This window comes from Pseudomonas sp. FBCC-B1667, from assembly GCF_059133255.1.
Genome location: NZ_CP101437.1, coordinates 2,388,228 through 2,405,135, shown reverse-complemented (window position 1 = coordinate 2,405,135; position 16,908 = coordinate 2,388,228). Strand labels below are relative to the sequence as shown.

Sequence of the window (16,908 nt, the reverse complement as noted above, 5' to 3'; positions counted from 1 at the left end):
CGTCACTTCCTTAACGTGGCGTTCAACCTTTGTTCGAGCGAGGTGAGGATATTTTGCGTCGTGGTATTCACCTCATCGTCATTAAGAGTGCGCGATGGATGCTGCCAGGTCAAGCCGACTGCAAGGCTTTTTCTATCAGGATCAATGCCTTTACCCTGATACACGTCAAATAGCCTGAGGTCCGTCAGCCATTCCCCTGCATTTTCACGGATTACGTCCAGTACAGCGCTGGCTGCGACGTCTTTCTCGGCGATCAGTGCAAGATCACGACGCACTTCAGGAAAGCGCGATAACTCGTGGAATGTAGGCATTTTGCCCAACGCCACTTCCGCCAGAACCAGTTCGAAAACGAAGACCGGGCGGTCGAGACCGAGGGTTTTCGACAATTCAGGGTGGATGGCGCCGACAAAACCGACCAGACGGCCTTCACGTTCGATGCGCGCGGTTTGACCCGGGTGCAATGCTGGGTGTTTGCCCGGTACGAAAGTGAATGAATCGAGCGCACCGGCGAAGCCTAGCACTGCTTCCACGTCAGCTTTGACGTCAAAGAAGTCAACAACATCGCGCCCTTGTGCCCAGCCTTCCGGCAGACGACTGCCGCACACCACACCGGCCAGCATTGGCTCTTGCTTCAGGCCTTCAAGTTGACCGACAAAGCGCAGGCCGCTTTCGAAGAGACGGATGCGATCCTGCTGACGGTTCAGGTTGTGCTGAAGCGCCTTGACCAGACCTGGCCACAGGGACGAGCGCATGGCTGCCATGTCGTTCGAAATCGGGTTGGCCAGCAGCAGCGGCTCCACCCCCGGATTAAACAATTCAAATTGTTTCGGATCGATGAAGCTGTAGGTGATCGCTTCCTGATAACCACGAGCCACTAACAGGCGACGCAGCTCGGGCAACTCGCTGCGCGCTTCAGCCTTGGCTTGTGGCGCAAGGCGAGCTTGCGGGTAGCGAACCGGCAGACGGTTGTAACCGTACAGACGGGCCAGCTCTTCGATCAGATCGACTTCCAGACTGATGTCGAAGCGATGGCTTGGCACTTCAACGCGCCACTGCCCTGTCCCATCGGCGGAAACAGTCAGGCCCAAAGCATTGAGCAGACGCTCGACTTCGGCCGAATCCATTTCCATGCCCAGCATTTGGGTGATCCGCTGTGCGCGCAACGTCACAGGAGCAATCTTCGGCAGATGTTGTTCGCTGACGGTTTCGATGATCGGGCCGGCTTCACCGCCAGTGATCTCCAGCAGCAGGCCAGTCGCACGTTCCATGGCTTCACGGGCCAGTTTCCAGTCCACGCCACGCTCGTAGCGGTGCGAGGCGTCCGTGTGCAGGCCGTAGGAACGGGCCTTGCCAGCGACAGCGATCTGATCGAAGAACGCGCTTTCGAGAAAAATATCGCGAGTGGTCGCGGTGTTCACACCGCTGTGTTCACCACCCATGACGCCAGCGATAGCCAGGGAGCGCGTGTGGTCGGCGATCACCAGCGTATCGCTACGCAGGGTGACTTCCTGGCCGTCGAGCAGCACCAGTTTCTCGCCTTCTTCGGCCATGCGCACGCGGATGCCACCGTTGATTTCGGCGAGATCGAAGGCGTGCAGCGGTTGACCCAGCTCCAGCATTACGTAGTTGGTGATGTCGACAGCCGCGTCGATACTGCGCACTTCGGAACGACGCAGGCGCTCAACTATCCACAGCGGCGTAGGTTTGGACAGGTCGACGTTACGGATCACACGACCCAGGTAACGCGGGCAAGCGGCTGGCGCCAGCACTTCAACCGAACGCACTTCATCGTGCACGGCTGGAACAGAGGCAACAACCGGGCGGGTGACGGTGGCAGCGTATAGCGCGCCGACTTCACGGGCCAGACCAGCCAGGGACAGGCAGTCACCGCGGTTCGGGGTCAGGTCGACCTCGATGCTGGCGTCGTCCAGGCTCAAATATTCACGAATGTCCTGACCGACCGGCGCATCGACCGGCAATTCCATCAGACCATCGTTGCCTTCGCCCACTTGCAGCTCGGCTTGCGAGCACAGCATGCCGTTGGACTCAACGCCACGCAGCTTGGCTTTCTTGATTTTGAAGTCGCCCGGCAGCTCGGCACCGATCATGGCGAACGGGATTTTCAGGCCCGGGCGCACGTTTGGCGCGCCGCAGACGACCTGGAAGGTCTCCGAGCCATTGCTGACCTGGCAAACGCGCAACTTGTCAGCGTCCGGGTGCTGCTCGGTATTCAGCACCTCGCCCACGACCACACCGCTGAAAACACCAGCGGCCGGCGTAACGCTATCGACCTCAAGACCGGCCATCGACAGACGAGCAACCAGCTCGTCGCGACTTACCTGCGGGCTTACCCAGCCACGCAGCCATTGTTCACTGAATTTCATCCTGCTCTCCTAAGAATTCGTTACGACTAGCGAAATTGCGCGAGGAACCGCAAGTCGTTGTCGAAGAACAGACGCAAGTCGTTCACGCCGTAACGCAGCATGGCCAGACGCTCAACGCCCATGCCGAAGGCAAAGCCCGAAAACTCTTCCGGGTCGATCCCGGACATACGCAACACGTTCGGGTGAACCATGCCGCAGCCCATCACTTCCAGCCAGCCCGTCTGCTTGCAGACGCGGCAGCCTTTGCCGCTGCACATCACGCATTCCATGTCGACTTCAGCGGAGGGCTCGGTGAACGGGAAGTACGAAGGACGGAAACGAACGGCCAGTTCTTTTTCAAAAAACACGCGCAGGAATTCTTCGATGGTCCCTTTGAGGTCGGCGAAGTTGATATCGCGATCGACCAGCAGGCCTTCGACCTGGTGGAACATCGGCGAGTGGGTAATATCGGAGTCGCTACGGTACACACGGCCTGGGCAGACAATGCGGATCGGCGGCTGTTTCGATTCCATGGTGCGGACCTGTACCGGCGAGGTATGGGTGCGCAGCAACATGTTGGCATTGAAATAGAAGGTGTCATGCATCGACCGGGCCGGGTGGTGACCTGGGATGTTGAGCGCTTCAAAGTTGTGATAGTCGTCTTCGACCTCAGGGCCTTCGGCAATGCCATAGCCAATGTGGGTGAAAAACTGTTCGATACGTTCCAGAGTCCGGGTAACCGGATGCAGACCACCAGAGGTCTGGCCGCGGCCAGGCAGGGTCACGTCAATGGACTCGGCAGACAGTTTGGCGGCCAGGTCGGCCTCTTCAAACAGTGCCTTGCGGGCATTGAGAACCTCTGTGACACGCTCCTTGGCAACGTTGATCAGGGCGCCGACTTGCGGACGCTCTTCTGCCGGTAAATTCCCCAGGGTCTTCATCACCTGAGTCAATTCACCCTTTTTGCCAAGGTAGTGAACCCGGATTTGCTCCAGGGCATTGATATCTTCAGCGCTTTGCACAGCCTCTAGTGCTTGAGAGACGAGCGCGTCCAGGTTTTCCATGTACAGACTCCAGATACAAAATAGGGGAAGAGCTTGAAGGCTCTTCCCCTATTTATGACGTTTAACACCCGGCCCCACAGAGGTGAGGCCAGGTGACTGTCGGGGGTACTTAAGCCAAGGTGGCTTTAGCTTTCTCGACAATCGCAGCAAACGCCGCTTTTTCGTTCACTGCCAGATCAGCCAGAACCTTACGGTCGATCTCGATGGACGCTTTTTTCAGGCCGGCGATGAAACGGCTGTAGGACAGACCGTTGATACGTGCACCAGCGTTGATACGAGCGATCCACAGAGCGCGGAACTGACGTTTTTTCTGACGACGGTCACGGTAGGCGTATTGGCCTGCCTTGATTACCGCTTGCTTGGCAACACGGAATACGCGCGAGCGAGCGCCGTAGTAGCCTTTAGCAAGTTTCAGAATTTTTTTGTGACGTTTACGGGCAATGACGCCACGCTTTACACGAGCCATGAGTTACTTCCTCTATTCTTGACTAAATTAACGAAGGCGCAGCATGCGCTCGACTTTTGCCACGTCACACGGTGCCAGCAAGCTGCTACCGCGCAGTTGACGCTTACGCTTGGTCGACATTTTAGTCAGGATGTGGCTCTTGAAAGCGTGCTTGTGCTTGATACCGTTAGCAGTTTTCAGAAACCGCTTAGCAGCACCACTTTTAGTTTTCATTTTTGGCATGTTCGGATACTCCGCATTCAGTTGATAAACATAATCAGAAGGCCTGCCGTGCCCTGTTGATTACTTCTTCTTTTTCGGGGCGATGACCATGATCAGCTGGCGTCCTTCCATCTTAGGATGCTGTTCGACCGAACCGTACTCGAGCAAGTCACCTTCAACTCGCTTGAGGAGTTCCATCCCCAGCTCCTGGTGGGCCATCTCACGGCCGCGGAATCGCAAGGATACCTTGGCCCTGTCCCCATCACTCAGGAAACGTACCAGGTTGCGCAGTTTTACCTGGTAATCCCCTTCCTCCGTCCCTGGACGAAACTTGATTTCTTTAACCTGAATCTGCTTCTGGTTTTTCTTGGCCGCAGCAACCTGCTTCTTCTTCTCGAAGATCGACTTGCCGTAGTCCATCAGCTTGCAAACAGGGGGTACTGCATCGGCGGAAATTTCCACCAAATCGAGCTTGGCTTCTTCAGCCTTAAGAAGCGCGTCTTCAATTGACACAATCCCAAGCTGCTCGCCTTCAGCCCCAATTAACCGAACCTCGCGTGCCGAGATATTCTCGTTGATCGGGGCTTTCGGTGCAGCTCGTTTATCTTGTCTCATTTCACGCTTAATAATAATTACTCCGAATCTGGGCGACCACGCCGGGAAACCGCTTGCGCGAGAAACTCAGCGAACTGGGCGACGGGCATCGAGCCCAGGTCAGCACCTTCACGAGTACGCACAGCGACAGTCTGCATCTCGACTTCCCGATCTCCGATAACCAAGAGATAGGGAACCTTGAGCAAAGTATGCTCGCGGATTTTAAAGCCGATCTTTTCATTTCTCAAGTCAGACTTGGCACGAAATCCGCTTTCGTTGAGAGTTTTTTCAACTTCAGCAGCAAAATCGGCTTGTTTATCAGTGATATTCATAATCACGGCCTGGGTCGGAGCCAGCCACGCAGGGAATGCACCCTCGTAGTGCTCGATCAGGATTCCGACGAAACGTTCGAAGGAGCCCAGGATCGCCCGGTGCAACATTACCGGGTGCTTGCGACTGTTGTCTTCGGAGACGTATTCGGCTCCCAGACGGACAGGCAGGTTAAAATCGAGCTGAAGGGTACCACACTGCCAGACGCGGCCAAGGCAATCTTTCAGCGAGAACTCGATCTTCGGACCATAGAAAGCACCCTCGCCTGGCTGCAGATCGTACGGCAGGCCAGCGCTATCAAGGGCTGCAGCCAATGCCGCTTCAGCGCGATCCCACAATTCGTCGGAACCAACGCGTTTTTCCGGACGAGTGGACAGCTTCATCTCGACGTCTTTGAAGCCGAAATCAGCATAAACGTCCATGGTCAGCTTGATAAATGCAGCCGATTCGGCCTGCATCTGTTCTTCAGTGCAGAAAATGTGGGCGTCATCTTGCGTGAAAGCACGCACACGCATGATGCCGTGCAACGCACCCGATGGCTCGTTACGATGGCAAGCACCGAACTCGGCCAGACGCATCGGCAACTCGCGGTAGCTTTTCAGGCCCTGATTGAACACTTGCACGTGGCAAGGGCAGTTCATTGGCTTGATGGCGTAGTCGCGATTTTCCGACTGAGTGGTAAACATGTTGTCGGCGTAGTTGGCCCAGTGCCCGGATTTCTCCCACAGGCTGCGGTCAACGACTTGCGGAGTCTTGATCTCCAGGTAACCGTTGTCACGCTGAACCTTGCGCATGTACTGCTCGAGTACCTGGTACAGCGTCCAGCCGTTCGGGTGCCAGAACACCATGCCTGGCGACTCTTCCTGAGTGTGGAACAGGCCCAGGCGCTTGCCGATTTTGCGGTGATCGCGCTTTTCAGCTTCTTCGATGCGCTGGATGTAAGCCGCCAACTGCTTCTTGTCTGCCCATGCAGTGCCGTAAACGCGCTGCAACTGCTCATTCTTGGCATCGCCACGCCAGTACGCGCCGGACAACTTGGTCAGCTTGAAGGATTTCAGGAAACGCGTGTTCGGCACGTGCGGGCCGCGGCACATGTCGACGTATTCTTCGTGATAGTACAGGCCCATGGCCTGCTCGTTCGGCATGTCCTCGACCAGTCGCAGCTTGTAGTCTTCACCACGGGCCTTGAACACCTCGATCACTTCCGCGCGCGGAGTGACTTTCTTGATCACGTCGTAATCTTTCTCGATCAGCTGCTGCATGCGCTGTTCGATGGCGGCGAGGTCGTCCGGAGTGAAAGGACGCTCGAAGGCGATGTCGTAATAGAAGCCCTCATCAATCACCGGCCCGATTACCATTTTGGCGGCCGGGTACAACTGCTTGACCGCGTGGCCAACCAGGTGGGCGCAAGAGTGGCGAATGATCTCCAGCCCCTCTTCATCCTTTGGCGTAATGATTTGCAGCGTGGAATCGCTGTCGATGATGTCGCTGGCATCGACCAGCTTGCCATTGACCTTGCCGGCCACAGTGGCTTTGGCCAAGCCAGCACCAATGGATGCGGCGACCTCGGCTACGGAAACCGGGTGATCGAATGAACGTTGACTGCCGTCGGGAAGAGTAATAGTTGGCATGGCGCCTCCTCTCCTAGTGGTGACCCCTACCAAAGGTCACGTGGGTTGGGATGAGCCAGTACAAGATCCGGTCCAGGCCATTCAATGACGAACGCCTGCCTTACAGCGGCAGGAGCCTTGCGGCCAACCGGAAAACCGAACCAGAGTGACTGGGATTCAAATCAGGGTTATTCGCGCAGTTGCCGCCACCGGGACTGAAGGTCATCCGGGGCTTGCAAACGCCCGAGCGAGGCATGCTAGCACAGATGAACGGTCATCGACGCCTACGCGTCCAGACAATGAAGATTTCACACTTTTATGGCACAGAGTGAACTTGAGATGTACGGGTCACCTCAAATAGGCTGAGAATCGCTACAGATTATCGACCCCAAGGAGTTCCCGACATGCGCCTGACCCGTCTTTTCGCCTTTGCCGCCCCGCTCGCCTTACTGCTGCCACTGAGCGCCCATGCCGCATGGCCAGCCGGTGTGAAAGCCCAGTACATGAGCGATTGCACCAAAGCTGCCAGCCAAAAGTTGAATCCGGCCGAAGCGCAGAAGCATTGTGCATGCGGAGCCGACGTTCTGGATAAAAAATTCACCACCCAGGAAATTACTCAGCTGATGGACAAAAACAATCCACCTGGCCCTGAGTTGAGCCAGCGCGCCCTGAAAGAAATCTCGGCATGCAGAGTCCAGAAATAGGGTTTTACAGCGCAGCTTTTGATGAATTAGCAGGTCAAAACCAGCCAAAAAAGGGCTGATTTACATAATTTACGCAGCTTTTACGGCTTTTTTTACTGCCCTGCTTTTTAGCGCAAAGCCTCTTAAACCGGGGCCTCCAGCCATTTTACGCGACGAAAAGCATGCTATCTGAGGGCAAACAGCACGTCCGGGGGGCTCCCAAACCGAACATTTCGACTATGATACTCCGGTGTGCCCAGTTGGCCTGAGCAGCACAGCACTACTGAAAATATATGTTTCTTGGAGATACACCATGTCTAATCGCCAAACCGGCACCGTTAAATGGTTCAACGATGAAAAAGGCTTCGGCTTCATCACTCCTCAAGGTGGCGGTGACGACCTGTTCGTACACTTCAAAGCTATCGAAAGCGACGGTTTCAAAAGCCTGAAAGAAGGCCAGACCGTTTCCTTCGTGGCTGAGAAAGGCCAAAAGGGTATGCAAGCTGCACAAGTTCGCCCAGAGTAAGTTTCTGGCGCACTAAAAAAACCCCGTCCATGCGACGGGGTTTTTTATGGGCGAAACAAAAGCCTGGTGCGATCAGCCGCAGTTGACGCGAGTGACCACCCGATTGGCATCGGTGTTCAGGTTCAGACGGTCGGAGCGGTACTCCAGGGTCACCATATCGTTGGGGGACAGGAACCGTGCGTTCTGTGCGCCTGCGCGAGTGCGCGCCTGCTCCAACAACTCGGGCGAAGCCGTCTTGCCAACGGTGAATTCCGCAGCCTTTGCCTCGCAGCGGCTATGACCCGTGTCAGTCGTCGTTACAGGGTCAGTTGCCGACTCGGATGACGTACTGCTGCAACCTGCCAGCAGAGTGACGACAAACACAGCACCCAATGACGCGAGCTTCCAAGGCATGAAGCCTCCTTTTCAATAGTTGACCAGAGAACGTGCGACCGCCATTTCGGCGATAGGTTTCAAGGTGAATGCCCTCACCCTGCCCTCAAGCCGCACAAGCGCCGAGTTTGCCTGAGCATCGTCCTGCCCTTCAGTACTCAATCGTGACTGAATATGAACAGCGATCAGTAAACGTCGATGTAGTCGTACGGCGGATTCGGCCAGTTCTCTTTCAACGCGTTGAAAATCTGCATGACCCAGACTTCGTCACTGGCCGCGACCAATCCTACATAGCCCGAGCCCTTGGCCCACGTCTCCAGCCGAAATCGCAGCCCACCAATGTCAGTGCCGCCTACGACACCCGAAGAGATGTAGGCGATGCCGCTTTGGGTTACCCGCAATTGAGTGTGCTCATCGTCACTGGCGCTGGCCAATAGCTGGCGCACTGCCTCAAGGGTCAAACCGTCAGGGGAGTTCAAATCGATCTGCACAGCGCGGTCCTTGAAAATTCGTCAAAGACCAAGTGTCGCATAGCCCTCCTCCCATGCCTAAGTCGGAGTGCCAAACGCCGCGCAAAATGGTTAACTCGACACTCAGACTTTCCCGACTTCACGAGCGCCATCATGACCACCGTAAGCATCGACGCCGATATCAAAGCAAAATGGCCGGACGGGCACAGCTCTTACAGCCCAAGCAGCACGGAAGAGCTCGCCATTATCGGTATCGATCTGTTGGTCCGGGACCTTGGCACCGAAGCCGCCCAGACGTTCATCAAGCAGATCTTCGAAAAACACCTGGCAGACCAAAAAGCCGCGCTAGAAGGAGGGCGGGGGTGAGGCCCGCAGGCAGGCACCTGCGGGCTTAAAACTTAATTCAAACGAGCCAGACGCTGAGTCAGCAAGTCGAAGAAGCCCTGGACGTCACCACTCTCAACCCAAAAAGCGTTCTTCGGCGCTTTGAGACCGTCATACCAGTCGACAATGGTTTGACCAAAGGTTGGACCTTCGCGGCTATCTACGACCACGTTGACCGAGCGACCGCTAAACAGCTCAGGCTTTAGCAGGTAGGCGATGACGGTAGCGTCGTGCACCGGACCACCTGTAAGACCGTAGTGCTCCATGTCATCCTTGATGTATGCATCAAGAATATCGCCCACCAGTTTGCTCGCGTTGTTGTTGATCGCCGCGATCTGTTTGAGGCGTGATTCGCTGGTGAGGATCTTGTGCGTCACATCCAGCGGTAGATAGGCCAGCTTCACACCACTTTTCAACACAATTTCAGCCGCCTGCGGATCGGCGAACAGGTTGAACTCAGCCACCGGTGTAATGTTGCCACCGTTGAAATGCGCGCCGCCCATAATCACCACTTCCTTGATGCCCTGGACGATTTCCGGCTCCTGGATCAGCGCCAACGCCAGGTTGGTTTGCGGGCCGAGCATGGCAATAGTGATGCTATGAGGTTTGGCCGCTTTCAAGGTGCCGATCAGGTAATTGACCGCACTGCCTTCTGCCAGGCCCTTCTTGGGCTCGTGCACGGTAACGCCTGATAAACCTTCCTTGCCATGAATATTCTCGGCATAGATCGGCGTGCGCATCAGCGGCTTGGGTGCACCGGCATAAACCGGCACATCTTCGCGCCCTGCCCACTCGCGGGCCAATCGCGCATTACGCGATGTCTTGTCCAGACGCACGTTGCCGGCCACGGTTGTCAGCGCAAGAACGTTCAGTTCTTCGGGCGATGCCAAGGCAAACAGCAAAGCGACCACGTCGTCGGTTCCGGGATCGGTGTCGATGATCAAGTCGATCTTTTCCGCCGCTCGGGCGTGGGTTGCAGTAATCAGGGACAAAAGCAGCAGACTCCGGAGCAGGTGGCGCAGTTTCATAGCATAGCGGGGCATATCGCACTCCTTGTGCGCGGGGAAAAACGAATGGATACAGCGCTAGAACGTCACCCCCGACACCAGCACGACGTTGCAGTACGGCGCACATTCGCCGGTACGAACAATCGCCCGCGCCTGTCGGCTGAGGACCTTGAACTGGTCATGGCTGACTAACTCACGCGAACCCAGCACGCCTTCAGCGTTCAATTTGTCCAGAACACTCAATGCCGGCGGCTGCTTGTCGAGGATCTCCCGGGCCAGCAGATGGCTTTCGACCTGCATTTCGCTCAGTACGACTTTCAAGGTACTGACAAAGTCCGGAATCCCCTGGGTTAGTGCCAGATCGATCAGTTCGACACCTGGCGGCACCGGCAGACCGGCATCACCGATCACGACCATGTCGCCGTGACCCAGGGAGGCAATCAGCCGCGATAACGCAATATTGAGCAGCGGTGTTTTTTTCATGGTGCTTTGAACGCCTGTACATCGGACAAGGTGGGAATCGAGGGTTGGGCGCCAGCCCGGGTGACCGACAAGGCTGCGGCAACCTGACCGAACCGGATCGCATCAGCTTCGCTGCTGCCAGACGCTAATGCGGCGGCAAAACCACCGACAAAGGTGTCCCCTGCGGCCGTGGTATCGACGGCTTTGACCTTCGGTGCCGGGAAATGCTCCAGTCGTGAGCCGTCGGCGAACAGCGAGCCCTGGGCACCCAAGGTGATAATCACTTTACCCACGCCCAGGGCGATCAATCGGGTTGCGGCAGTTTCTGCCGTCTTCAAAGAATCCACCGACACCCCCGTGAGGGCAGACGCTTCGCTTTCGTTGGGGATCAGGTAATCGATGGCGGCAAACCAGTCCGCCGGCAATGGACGGCTGGCAGGCGCAGGGTTGAGAATGACGGTCTTACCCAGCGCTCGACCCCGCTTGAGGGCATACCCAACCGTTGCATCCGGCACTTCCAGCTGACAAATAATCACATCCGCCGCCTGCAATACGGCGTCAAAACGGTCGATGACTTGCGGCGTCATTGATCCATTGGCACCCGCGACGATGACGATGGCGTTCTGACTGTTGTCATCGACCACGATCAACGCTACGCCGCTGGAATCCTCGACAGTGCTGACGGCCTGACAATCTATATGCTCGGCCAACAGCGCCCCGCGCAGCTCTGCGCCATAGGCATCGCTGCCCACACAACCGACCATCGACACCTCGGCGCCCAGACGGGCTGCTGCGACGGCCTGGTTGGCGCCCTTGCCACCGGACACCGTGGAAAACGACTCGCCGATCAGCGTTTCACCGCCACGCGGCAGCCTGGGCGCCCGGGTTACCAGGTCCATGTTCAAACTGCCTATCACCACTACTTTTGCGGGCATACATTGCTACTCATCAATTCTGGTTCAGCGAAACTGGGCAAACATGCCGGCCAACGGCGCGGTTGACTCTCGCAGGACAATGCTGGGGATCACGATGCGCTGATCGGTAGCCATGTCCGGCGTGGCGATCCGGCGCAAAAGCACTTCAGCGGCCATCTCACCGAGTTGCAGGATCGACTGCCCCACCGTGGTCAGCGCCGGATAGACATAACGGCTCATCTGGATATCGTCGAAGCCGATCACCGACAGCTCGCTCGGTACGCGCACATTGCGTTCGGCCGCCGCTCGCAGCACGCCGATGCCGATCATGTCGTTGCCGGCAAAGATCGCGCTGGGCGGATTGCGCTCCAGCAAAATCGCTGCCGAGTTGTAACCGCCGGTGCTGGTAAAGTCGCTTTCCAGCATACGCTCACGATTTACGTCGACGCCCGCCTCTTGCAAGGCACGGCAATAACCGGCCAGACGCATTTGCGCCACGCTGGTACCTGCCGGACCGCCGATCATGGCAATGTCACGATGCCCCAGCTCCAGCAAATGTCGAGTCGCCAGGTACGCGCCGTATTCGTGATCGATGCGCACCAGATCGGCAATTACGCCTTCCAGTCCGCGGTCGACGATGACCATCGGCGTGCGCACACCGGCAAGACCCTCCGCCAACCCCGCATCACCACCGGCAGACGCCACGATCAAACCATCGATACGCTTTTCGAGTAACACACGCAGGTAGCTGCGCTGCTTGTCCGGATTGTCGTCGGAGTTGCAGAGGATGACGCAATATCCCTTACGCTCGCAGTAATCTTCAATGCCTCGCGCCAGTTCAGCGAAGTACGGGTTGAGGCTGTTGGGCACCAGCAAGCCGATGGTCGCGGTGGTTTTGGCTTTCAACGAACGGGCCACGGCACTCGGCACGTAGTCCAGGGTTTTGATCGCCTCCTCGACCTTGATCCGCACCTCCTGACTGACCGGCCGCGTCTTGTTCACCACATGGGACACGGTGGTGTAGGAAATGCCCGCGAGTGCGGCTACATCCTTGATCGTTGCCATGATTCAGGTCCGCCGGCTTGCGCGCTGACTGCGATAAGTATCCAGCACCACCGCCACCACGATCACCGCGCCAGTGATGATGCGTTTGGTGGGCTCGGTTGCGCCGATCTGCGCGAGGCCCGCTGCCAGTACGGAAATGATCAAGACGCCGAAAAAGGTGCTGATCACCGAACCACGGCCCCCCATCAAACTGGTGCCGCCGATGACGACAGCGGCGATGACCTGCAACTCCAGCCCGGAGCCGGCATTCGGATCCGCGGCCTCAAGCCTGGAAATCTGGAACAACGCGGCAATGCCAGCCAGCAGCCCCATCAGGCTGAACACCAGGATTTTGTAGGGCTTTGGATTGATCCCTGCCAGACGCACTGCTTCTTCATTGGTGCCAATGCCGATCAGGTAGCGGCCGAACACCGTACGGGTCAGCACGGCTTGAGCAATGATGATAATCAGCAAGGCAATAATGAACGACGGCGAGATGCCGAACGCAATCGGGTTGGACAACCAGCCGAAGGCATCACCGATATAAGCGGTGCGCGACCCGGTCATTTGATACGCCACACCGCGGGCCATTTCCAGCACGCCCAGCGACACGATGAACGACGGAATCCGCCAGGCCACGGTGATCGACCCGGTGACGGTCCCGGCCAATGCAGCCGCCGCCATGCCCAGCAACGCGGCGGGCAGGACGCTCCAGCCCCAGCCGAGAATGGCCACGCTGACCGTTGACGCCGCCAGCGCCAACACCGAACCGACCGACAGGTCGATACCACCAATAATCAACACGAAGGTCATGCCGACCGCCAGCACCATCAGATCGGGAATCTGGTTGGCCAGGGTGCTGAACGTGTCGTAAGAAAGAAAGTGGCTGCTCAATACCGAGAACAGCGCAATCATCGCCAGCAGGGCACCGGCCAGGCCCAGATAGGTGCCCAGGCCGTAGAAGTTGCCACTATGTTTGCCGGCAGAAGATGCAGTTTTCATGGAAGGTCCCTAGGCGCCGCTTCGTTGAGCAACGCATCACGTTTTTGGTAGCCGGCAAAAGCGGCGGCAAGCAAGTCATCCTGGGTCCAGCTGTCGCGCTCGAACGTGTCGATCAGGCGCCCCGCCGACAGCACGCCGATCCGGTCGCAGATCAACATCAGTTCGCGCAGGTCACTGGACACCACCACCAGCGCCTTGCCCTGTCGGGTCAGCTCGCCGAGCAACGCATAAATGTCGAATTTGGCGCCGACATCGATGCCACGGGTGGGCTCGTCAAACAACATCACCGAACAATCGCGCTCCAGCCAGCGACCGATTACGACCTTCTGCTGGTTCCCTCCGGACAGTTCGCAGACCAATTGTGTCGGGCTCGAACTGCGGATGCGCATGGCGTCGATCTGACGCTGGGCCAGGGACATCTCGTCGCCATGGTTGACGAATCCACCACTGGAAATCACCGGCATATTGCCCAAGGCAATGTTGGCGCTGATCGATTGGGTTAGCAGCAAACCCTCGCCCTTGCGGTCTTCCGTGATCAGGGCAATGCCGTGCCCCACCGCATCGGCCGGCGAGCGGATACTCACCACCTGAGCCGGAGACCCGAGCGCGACCGTGCCGCTGTCAGGCGTGTCGGCACCGAAAATCAAGCGCAGCAACTCGGTGCGCCCTGCCCCGATCAAACCAGAGATCCCGTAGATTTCGCCGGCACGCACTTCGAAAGACACATCGCGAACTTTGTCTGCGCGGGTCAAGCCATTGACCGTCAACGCCGGAGCGCCAATCTTGCGCGGCCCCAAGTCCATATGTTCGCCGAGTTCACGACCGACCATCAACGTGACCAGTTGCTCGCTATTGTAATTGGCCATCGGCTCGACGCAGACCAGGTTGCCGTCGCGCAACACCGCAATGCGCTGGGCAACCCGCGCCAGTTCTTCGAGGCGATGGGAGATATAGATGATCGACACGCCACGGGATTGCAGGCGGGTGATCTGCTCGAACAGCATCTCGACTTCACGAGCTGTCAGCATCGCCGTCGGCTCGTCGAGGATCAGCACATGGCAGTCGCCGATCAGGTTGCGGGCGATCTCGACCATTTGCTGGTGGCCGATGCCAAGGTCGCCGACCAGGGTGTCCGGGTCGATCGCGTCGAGGCCAACCTGGGCCATGGCCTCGATCGCCGCTTTGCGCAACTGCTTGCGACTGATCCAGCCGCCGTTGCTGGGCAAGTTGTCGAGAAACAGGTTTTCCGCCACCGACAGGGTCGGCAACAGATTGAGTTCTTGCATGACCATGCGGATGCCCAGGTCTTCAGCCTGGGTCCGGCTGCCGGGACGGTAATCCTCACCCTGGAATTGCATCTGGCCGGTGGTCGGCGTGACCAACCCGCCAATGATCTTCGACAGCGTGCTCTTGCCGGCGCCATTTTCACCGGTCAGCGCCAATACTTCACCGCGAATCAGCGTCAGGTCGATGCCAGTCAGCACCGGCTGGGCGTAGGTCTTACCGATACCACTGACCGTGAGGACAGCGTTCCGAGCGCAAACGGACATAAAACTCTCCCTGTGCCCGCCCGGACGGACGAGCACCAGTGTGTCGCCAGAAGGCTTACTGGGTGACCAGTTCTACCGGGGTTTCGATCACGCCGTTGGTGCCGCTGTCGACTTTCTCGCCCTTGATGATTTTCAGCGCAGTCTCGATACCGAACACGGCTTGTCGGGCTGCAAACTGATCGGCGGTTGCCAGAACGCGACCATCCTTGAGCATCGGCTTGATGGCGTTGATATTGTCGTAACCGACCACTTGCACCTTGCCGGCCTTGCCCGCTGCACGCACGGCGGAAACGGCACCGACGGCCATGCTGTCGTTACCGGCCAGCAGGGCTTTGACGTCCGGGTATTCGCTGAGGATCGAGGCGGCAACCTTGTTGCCTTTGTCGATCTCCCAGTCACCGGACTGCAACGAAACGACCTTGATCTGCGCCGCCTCCATTGCATCTTTGAAACCCGCGGTGCGGGCCTGTGCATTGGTGGTGGTGGACACGCCCTCGATGATGCCGACCTCGTCACCGGCCTTCAGTTGCTTGGCCAGGTACTCACCGACCAGACGCGCGCCTTTGCGGTTGTCCGGGCCTACAAACGGCACCGTCATGTTCTTGCTTTTGAGGACGGTCGGGTCGAGTTGGTTGTCGATGTTGATCACGGTGATGCCGGCATCGATGGCTTTCTTGATCACCGGAACCATGGCTTTGGAATCCGCCGGTGCGATGACCAGGGCATTGACCTTGGCGAGGATCATTTGCTCGACGATGCGCGTCTGGCCAGCCGTGTCCGTTTCGTCCTTGATGCCATTGGAGATCAGGTCGAATTCGCCGGAGTGGTCTTTTTGATAAGCCTTGGCGCCGTCTTCCATGGTGAGGAAGAATTCATTGGCCAGGGATTTCATGACCAATGCGACTTTGGGTTTTTCAGGAGATTCGGCGAATGCCGATGAGACGGGCAGCGCGGCGGATGCGACAGCCAGCATAGCGACAGCAAGAAGGCGTCCAGCGAATGGCAGCTTCATGGGTTCACTCCGATCTTATGATTATTGTGAGCAAGCTTGCGCTGAAGAAATGCCTGGACTCCCATCGTCGAAGGAATGAGGACCGACACTACCGCGCAAACGTTTGCGTAGATCGAACTATGCGAACCCTGCTGCTATTTGTCAACGACCTGTTTTGTTTCTGCGTTGGCACAAGCCGCCCACTCGTTACGCCGTGGTGCTGATCAGACCACCTGTGCCGGAATCCTTGGCCAGTTCTTTCACCAGATTGCCCGCCACTTGTGACAGCGCGCCGTTGGTGTCGGCGATTTGCCCCTGGATCGACATCACCGCCGTGGCCTTGGCTTCCGGGGTCGGGTAAGACGCAGCCTGAGCGGCCGCCAATTGTTGTTGTTGCTCACGCAGTTGCTGTTGTAATTCCTGCATGCGCTTGAGCAGCACCTGCACCGCAACACTTTGGGTGCTGCCGCTCTCGGACTTGGCTTCATCCTGAGCACCGCCACCGGTTCGAACCCGGTTGACGCCGCCCTCTTCCTTCCCCAGAACCTGGGTCGCGGTTTCGGCCGTCGCTTCGCTCAAGGAATTGATCGTAGACGGGGCCTTGCCGCCGATGGTGACCGCGCCCGCATTTGGAAAACCGACATTAAACGACATGGGAACTCCTGTAAGTAAATAACCATAACGGGGCATCGACCGGCGCGGTAGTTTCTTTAGCATTGATTCTTGTTTTGGCAAGGCGCGCTTTTCTACAAGCGTCGTAGGCATTTTCGGAGAGCCGAACGCGAACCCTCAACCTATTCGGAAACCCGGACGCATTCATGTTTAACCCCGATCAGAAACATAATAATTACTGTTATAAATCAAATATTTAAAAG

At 57.5% G+C, this 16,908-nt stretch carries 19 protein-coding genes; 3 read left to right on the top strand and 16 right to left on the bottom strand.

Annotated features, from left to right (window positions below; all coding sequences use genetic code 11):
• Window positions 1–2 precede the first annotated feature (2 nt).
• The 6 genes from pheT to thrS all read right to left on the bottom strand — a co-directional run bounded on the left by pheT (window position 3) and on the right by thrS (window position 6,649).
• Entirely contained in the window at window positions 3–2,384 is a 2,382-nt protein-coding gene (gene pheT, locus NL116_RS10810; protein ID WP_494377137.1) for a phenylalanine--tRNA ligase subunit beta, read from the bottom strand.
• A 26-nt stretch (window positions 2,385–2,410) separates the two neighbouring features.
• Complete coding sequence (gene pheS, locus NL116_RS10805) at window positions 2,411–3,427, bottom strand: phenylalanine--tRNA ligase subunit alpha (protein ID WP_007905876.1); 1,017 nt, start codon at window positions 3,425–3,427, stop codon at window positions 2,411–2,413.
• A gap of 109 nt (window positions 3,428–3,536) precedes the next feature.
• Window positions 3,537–3,893: a 50S ribosomal protein L20 gene (gene rplT, locus NL116_RS10800; RefSeq protein ID WP_007905879.1), complete on the bottom strand. Its 357-nt coding sequence runs from the start codon at window positions 3,891–3,893 to the stop codon at window positions 3,537–3,539.
• Window positions 3,894–3,920: 27 nt separating this feature from the next.
• Window positions 3,921–4,115, bottom strand: coding sequence for a 50S ribosomal protein L35 (gene rpmI / locus NL116_RS10795; protein ID WP_008145659.1), 195 nt, complete (start codon window positions 4,113–4,115; stop codon window positions 3,921–3,923).
• Between the two features lie 60 nt (window positions 4,116–4,175).
• On the bottom strand, window positions 4,176–4,727 hold the full coding sequence (gene infC / locus NL116_RS10790) for a translation initiation factor IF-3 (RefSeq protein WP_172668659.1): 552 nt from the start codon (window positions 4,725–4,727) through the stop codon (window positions 4,176–4,178).
• Window positions 4,727–6,649 carry a threonine--tRNA ligase gene (gene thrS / locus NL116_RS10785; RefSeq protein ID WP_438661801.1) on the bottom strand — a complete coding sequence of 641 codons (1,923 nt, stop codon included), beginning with the start codon at window positions 6,647–6,649 and terminating at the stop codon, window positions 4,727–4,729. Before thrS ends, infC begins: the two co-directional genes overlap by 1 nt.
• 383 nt (window positions 6,650–7,032) lie before the next feature.
• Between thrS and NL116_RS10780 the strand changes: the two genes are divergently transcribed.
• Window positions 7,033–7,332, top strand: coding sequence for a hypothetical protein (locus tag NL116_RS10780; RefSeq protein WP_494377136.1), 300 nt, complete (start codon window positions 7,033–7,035; stop codon window positions 7,330–7,332).
• Window positions 7,333–7,624: 292 nt separating this feature from the next.
• The gene (locus NL116_RS10775) at window positions 7,625–7,837 is read left to right on the top strand and encodes a cold-shock protein (protein WP_003179963.1); all 213 of its coding nucleotides are present in this window, start codon (window positions 7,625–7,627) and stop codon (window positions 7,835–7,837) included.
• Window positions 7,838–7,909: 72 nt separating this feature from the next.
• On the opposite strand, the gene NL116_RS10770 is transcribed toward NL116_RS10775, so the two are convergent.
• Both NL116_RS10770 and NL116_RS10765 read right to left on the bottom strand, forming a co-directional pair.
• Window positions 7,910–8,230 carry an I78 family peptidase inhibitor gene (locus NL116_RS10770; protein WP_494377135.1) on the bottom strand — a complete coding sequence of 107 codons (321 nt, stop codon included), beginning with the start codon at window positions 8,228–8,230 and terminating at the stop codon, window positions 7,910–7,912.
• A gap of 164 nt (window positions 8,231–8,394) precedes the next feature.
• Window positions 8,395–8,700 (bottom strand): hypothetical protein, encoded by a 306-nt coding sequence (locus NL116_RS10765; RefSeq protein WP_494377134.1) that lies wholly within the window; start codon window positions 8,698–8,700, stop codon window positions 8,395–8,397.
• Between the two features lie 132 nt (window positions 8,701–8,832).
• Here NL116_RS10765 and NL116_RS10760 point away from each other — a divergent pair, with 132 nt between their 5' ends.
• Window positions 8,833–9,045 carry a hypothetical protein gene (locus NL116_RS10760; RefSeq protein WP_494377133.1) on the top strand — a complete coding sequence of 71 codons (213 nt, stop codon included), beginning with the start codon at window positions 8,833–8,835 and terminating at the stop codon, window positions 9,043–9,045.
• Between the two features lie 32 nt (window positions 9,046–9,077).
• On the opposite strand, the gene NL116_RS10755 is transcribed toward NL116_RS10760, so the two are convergent.
• The 8 genes from NL116_RS10755 to NL116_RS10720 all read right to left on the bottom strand — a co-directional run bounded on the left by NL116_RS10755 (window position 9,078) and on the right by NL116_RS10720 (window position 16,687).
• Entirely contained in the window at window positions 9,078–10,106 is a 1,029-nt protein-coding gene (locus NL116_RS10755; protein ID WP_494377132.1) for a nucleoside hydrolase, read from the bottom strand.
• Window positions 10,107–10,148: 42 nt separating this feature from the next.
• A complete protein-coding gene (gene rbsD, locus NL116_RS10750; RefSeq protein ID WP_494377131.1) occupies window positions 10,149–10,553 on the bottom strand; it encodes a D-ribose pyranase in 405 nt (134 codons plus the stop codon).
• Window positions 10,550–11,467, bottom strand: a complete 918-nt coding sequence (gene rbsK / locus NL116_RS10745; RefSeq protein WP_494377130.1) for a ribokinase — start codon at window positions 11,465–11,467, stop codon at window positions 10,550–10,552. The genes rbsD and rbsK overlap by 4 nt, the downstream gene beginning before the upstream one ends.
• Window positions 11,468–11,491: 24 nt before the next feature.
• Window positions 11,492–12,511 carry a LacI family DNA-binding transcriptional regulator gene (locus NL116_RS10740; protein WP_494377129.1) on the bottom strand — a complete coding sequence of 340 codons (1,020 nt, stop codon included), beginning with the start codon at window positions 12,509–12,511 and terminating at the stop codon, window positions 11,492–11,494.
• A gap of 3 nt (window positions 12,512–12,514) precedes the next feature.
• Window positions 12,515–13,492, bottom strand: a complete 978-nt coding sequence (locus NL116_RS10735) for an ABC transporter permease (protein WP_494377128.1) — start codon at window positions 13,490–13,492, stop codon at window positions 12,515–12,517.
• A complete protein-coding gene (locus NL116_RS10730; RefSeq protein ID WP_494377127.1) occupies window positions 13,489–15,042 on the bottom strand; it encodes a sugar ABC transporter ATP-binding protein in 1,554 nt (517 codons plus the stop codon). Before NL116_RS10730 ends, NL116_RS10735 begins: the two co-directional genes overlap by 4 nt.
• A gap of 55 nt (window positions 15,043–15,097) precedes the next feature.
• Window positions 15,098–16,054 (bottom strand): sugar ABC transporter substrate-binding protein, encoded by a 957-nt coding sequence (locus NL116_RS10725; RefSeq protein ID WP_494377126.1) that lies wholly within the window; start codon window positions 16,052–16,054, stop codon window positions 15,098–15,100.
• Window positions 16,055–16,240: 186 nt separating this feature from the next.
• The gene (locus NL116_RS10720; RefSeq protein ID WP_494377125.1) at window positions 16,241–16,687 is read right to left on the bottom strand and encodes a hypothetical protein; all 447 of its coding nucleotides are present in this window, start codon (window positions 16,685–16,687) and stop codon (window positions 16,241–16,243) included.
• Between the last annotated feature and the right edge of the window lie 221 nt (window positions 16,688–16,908).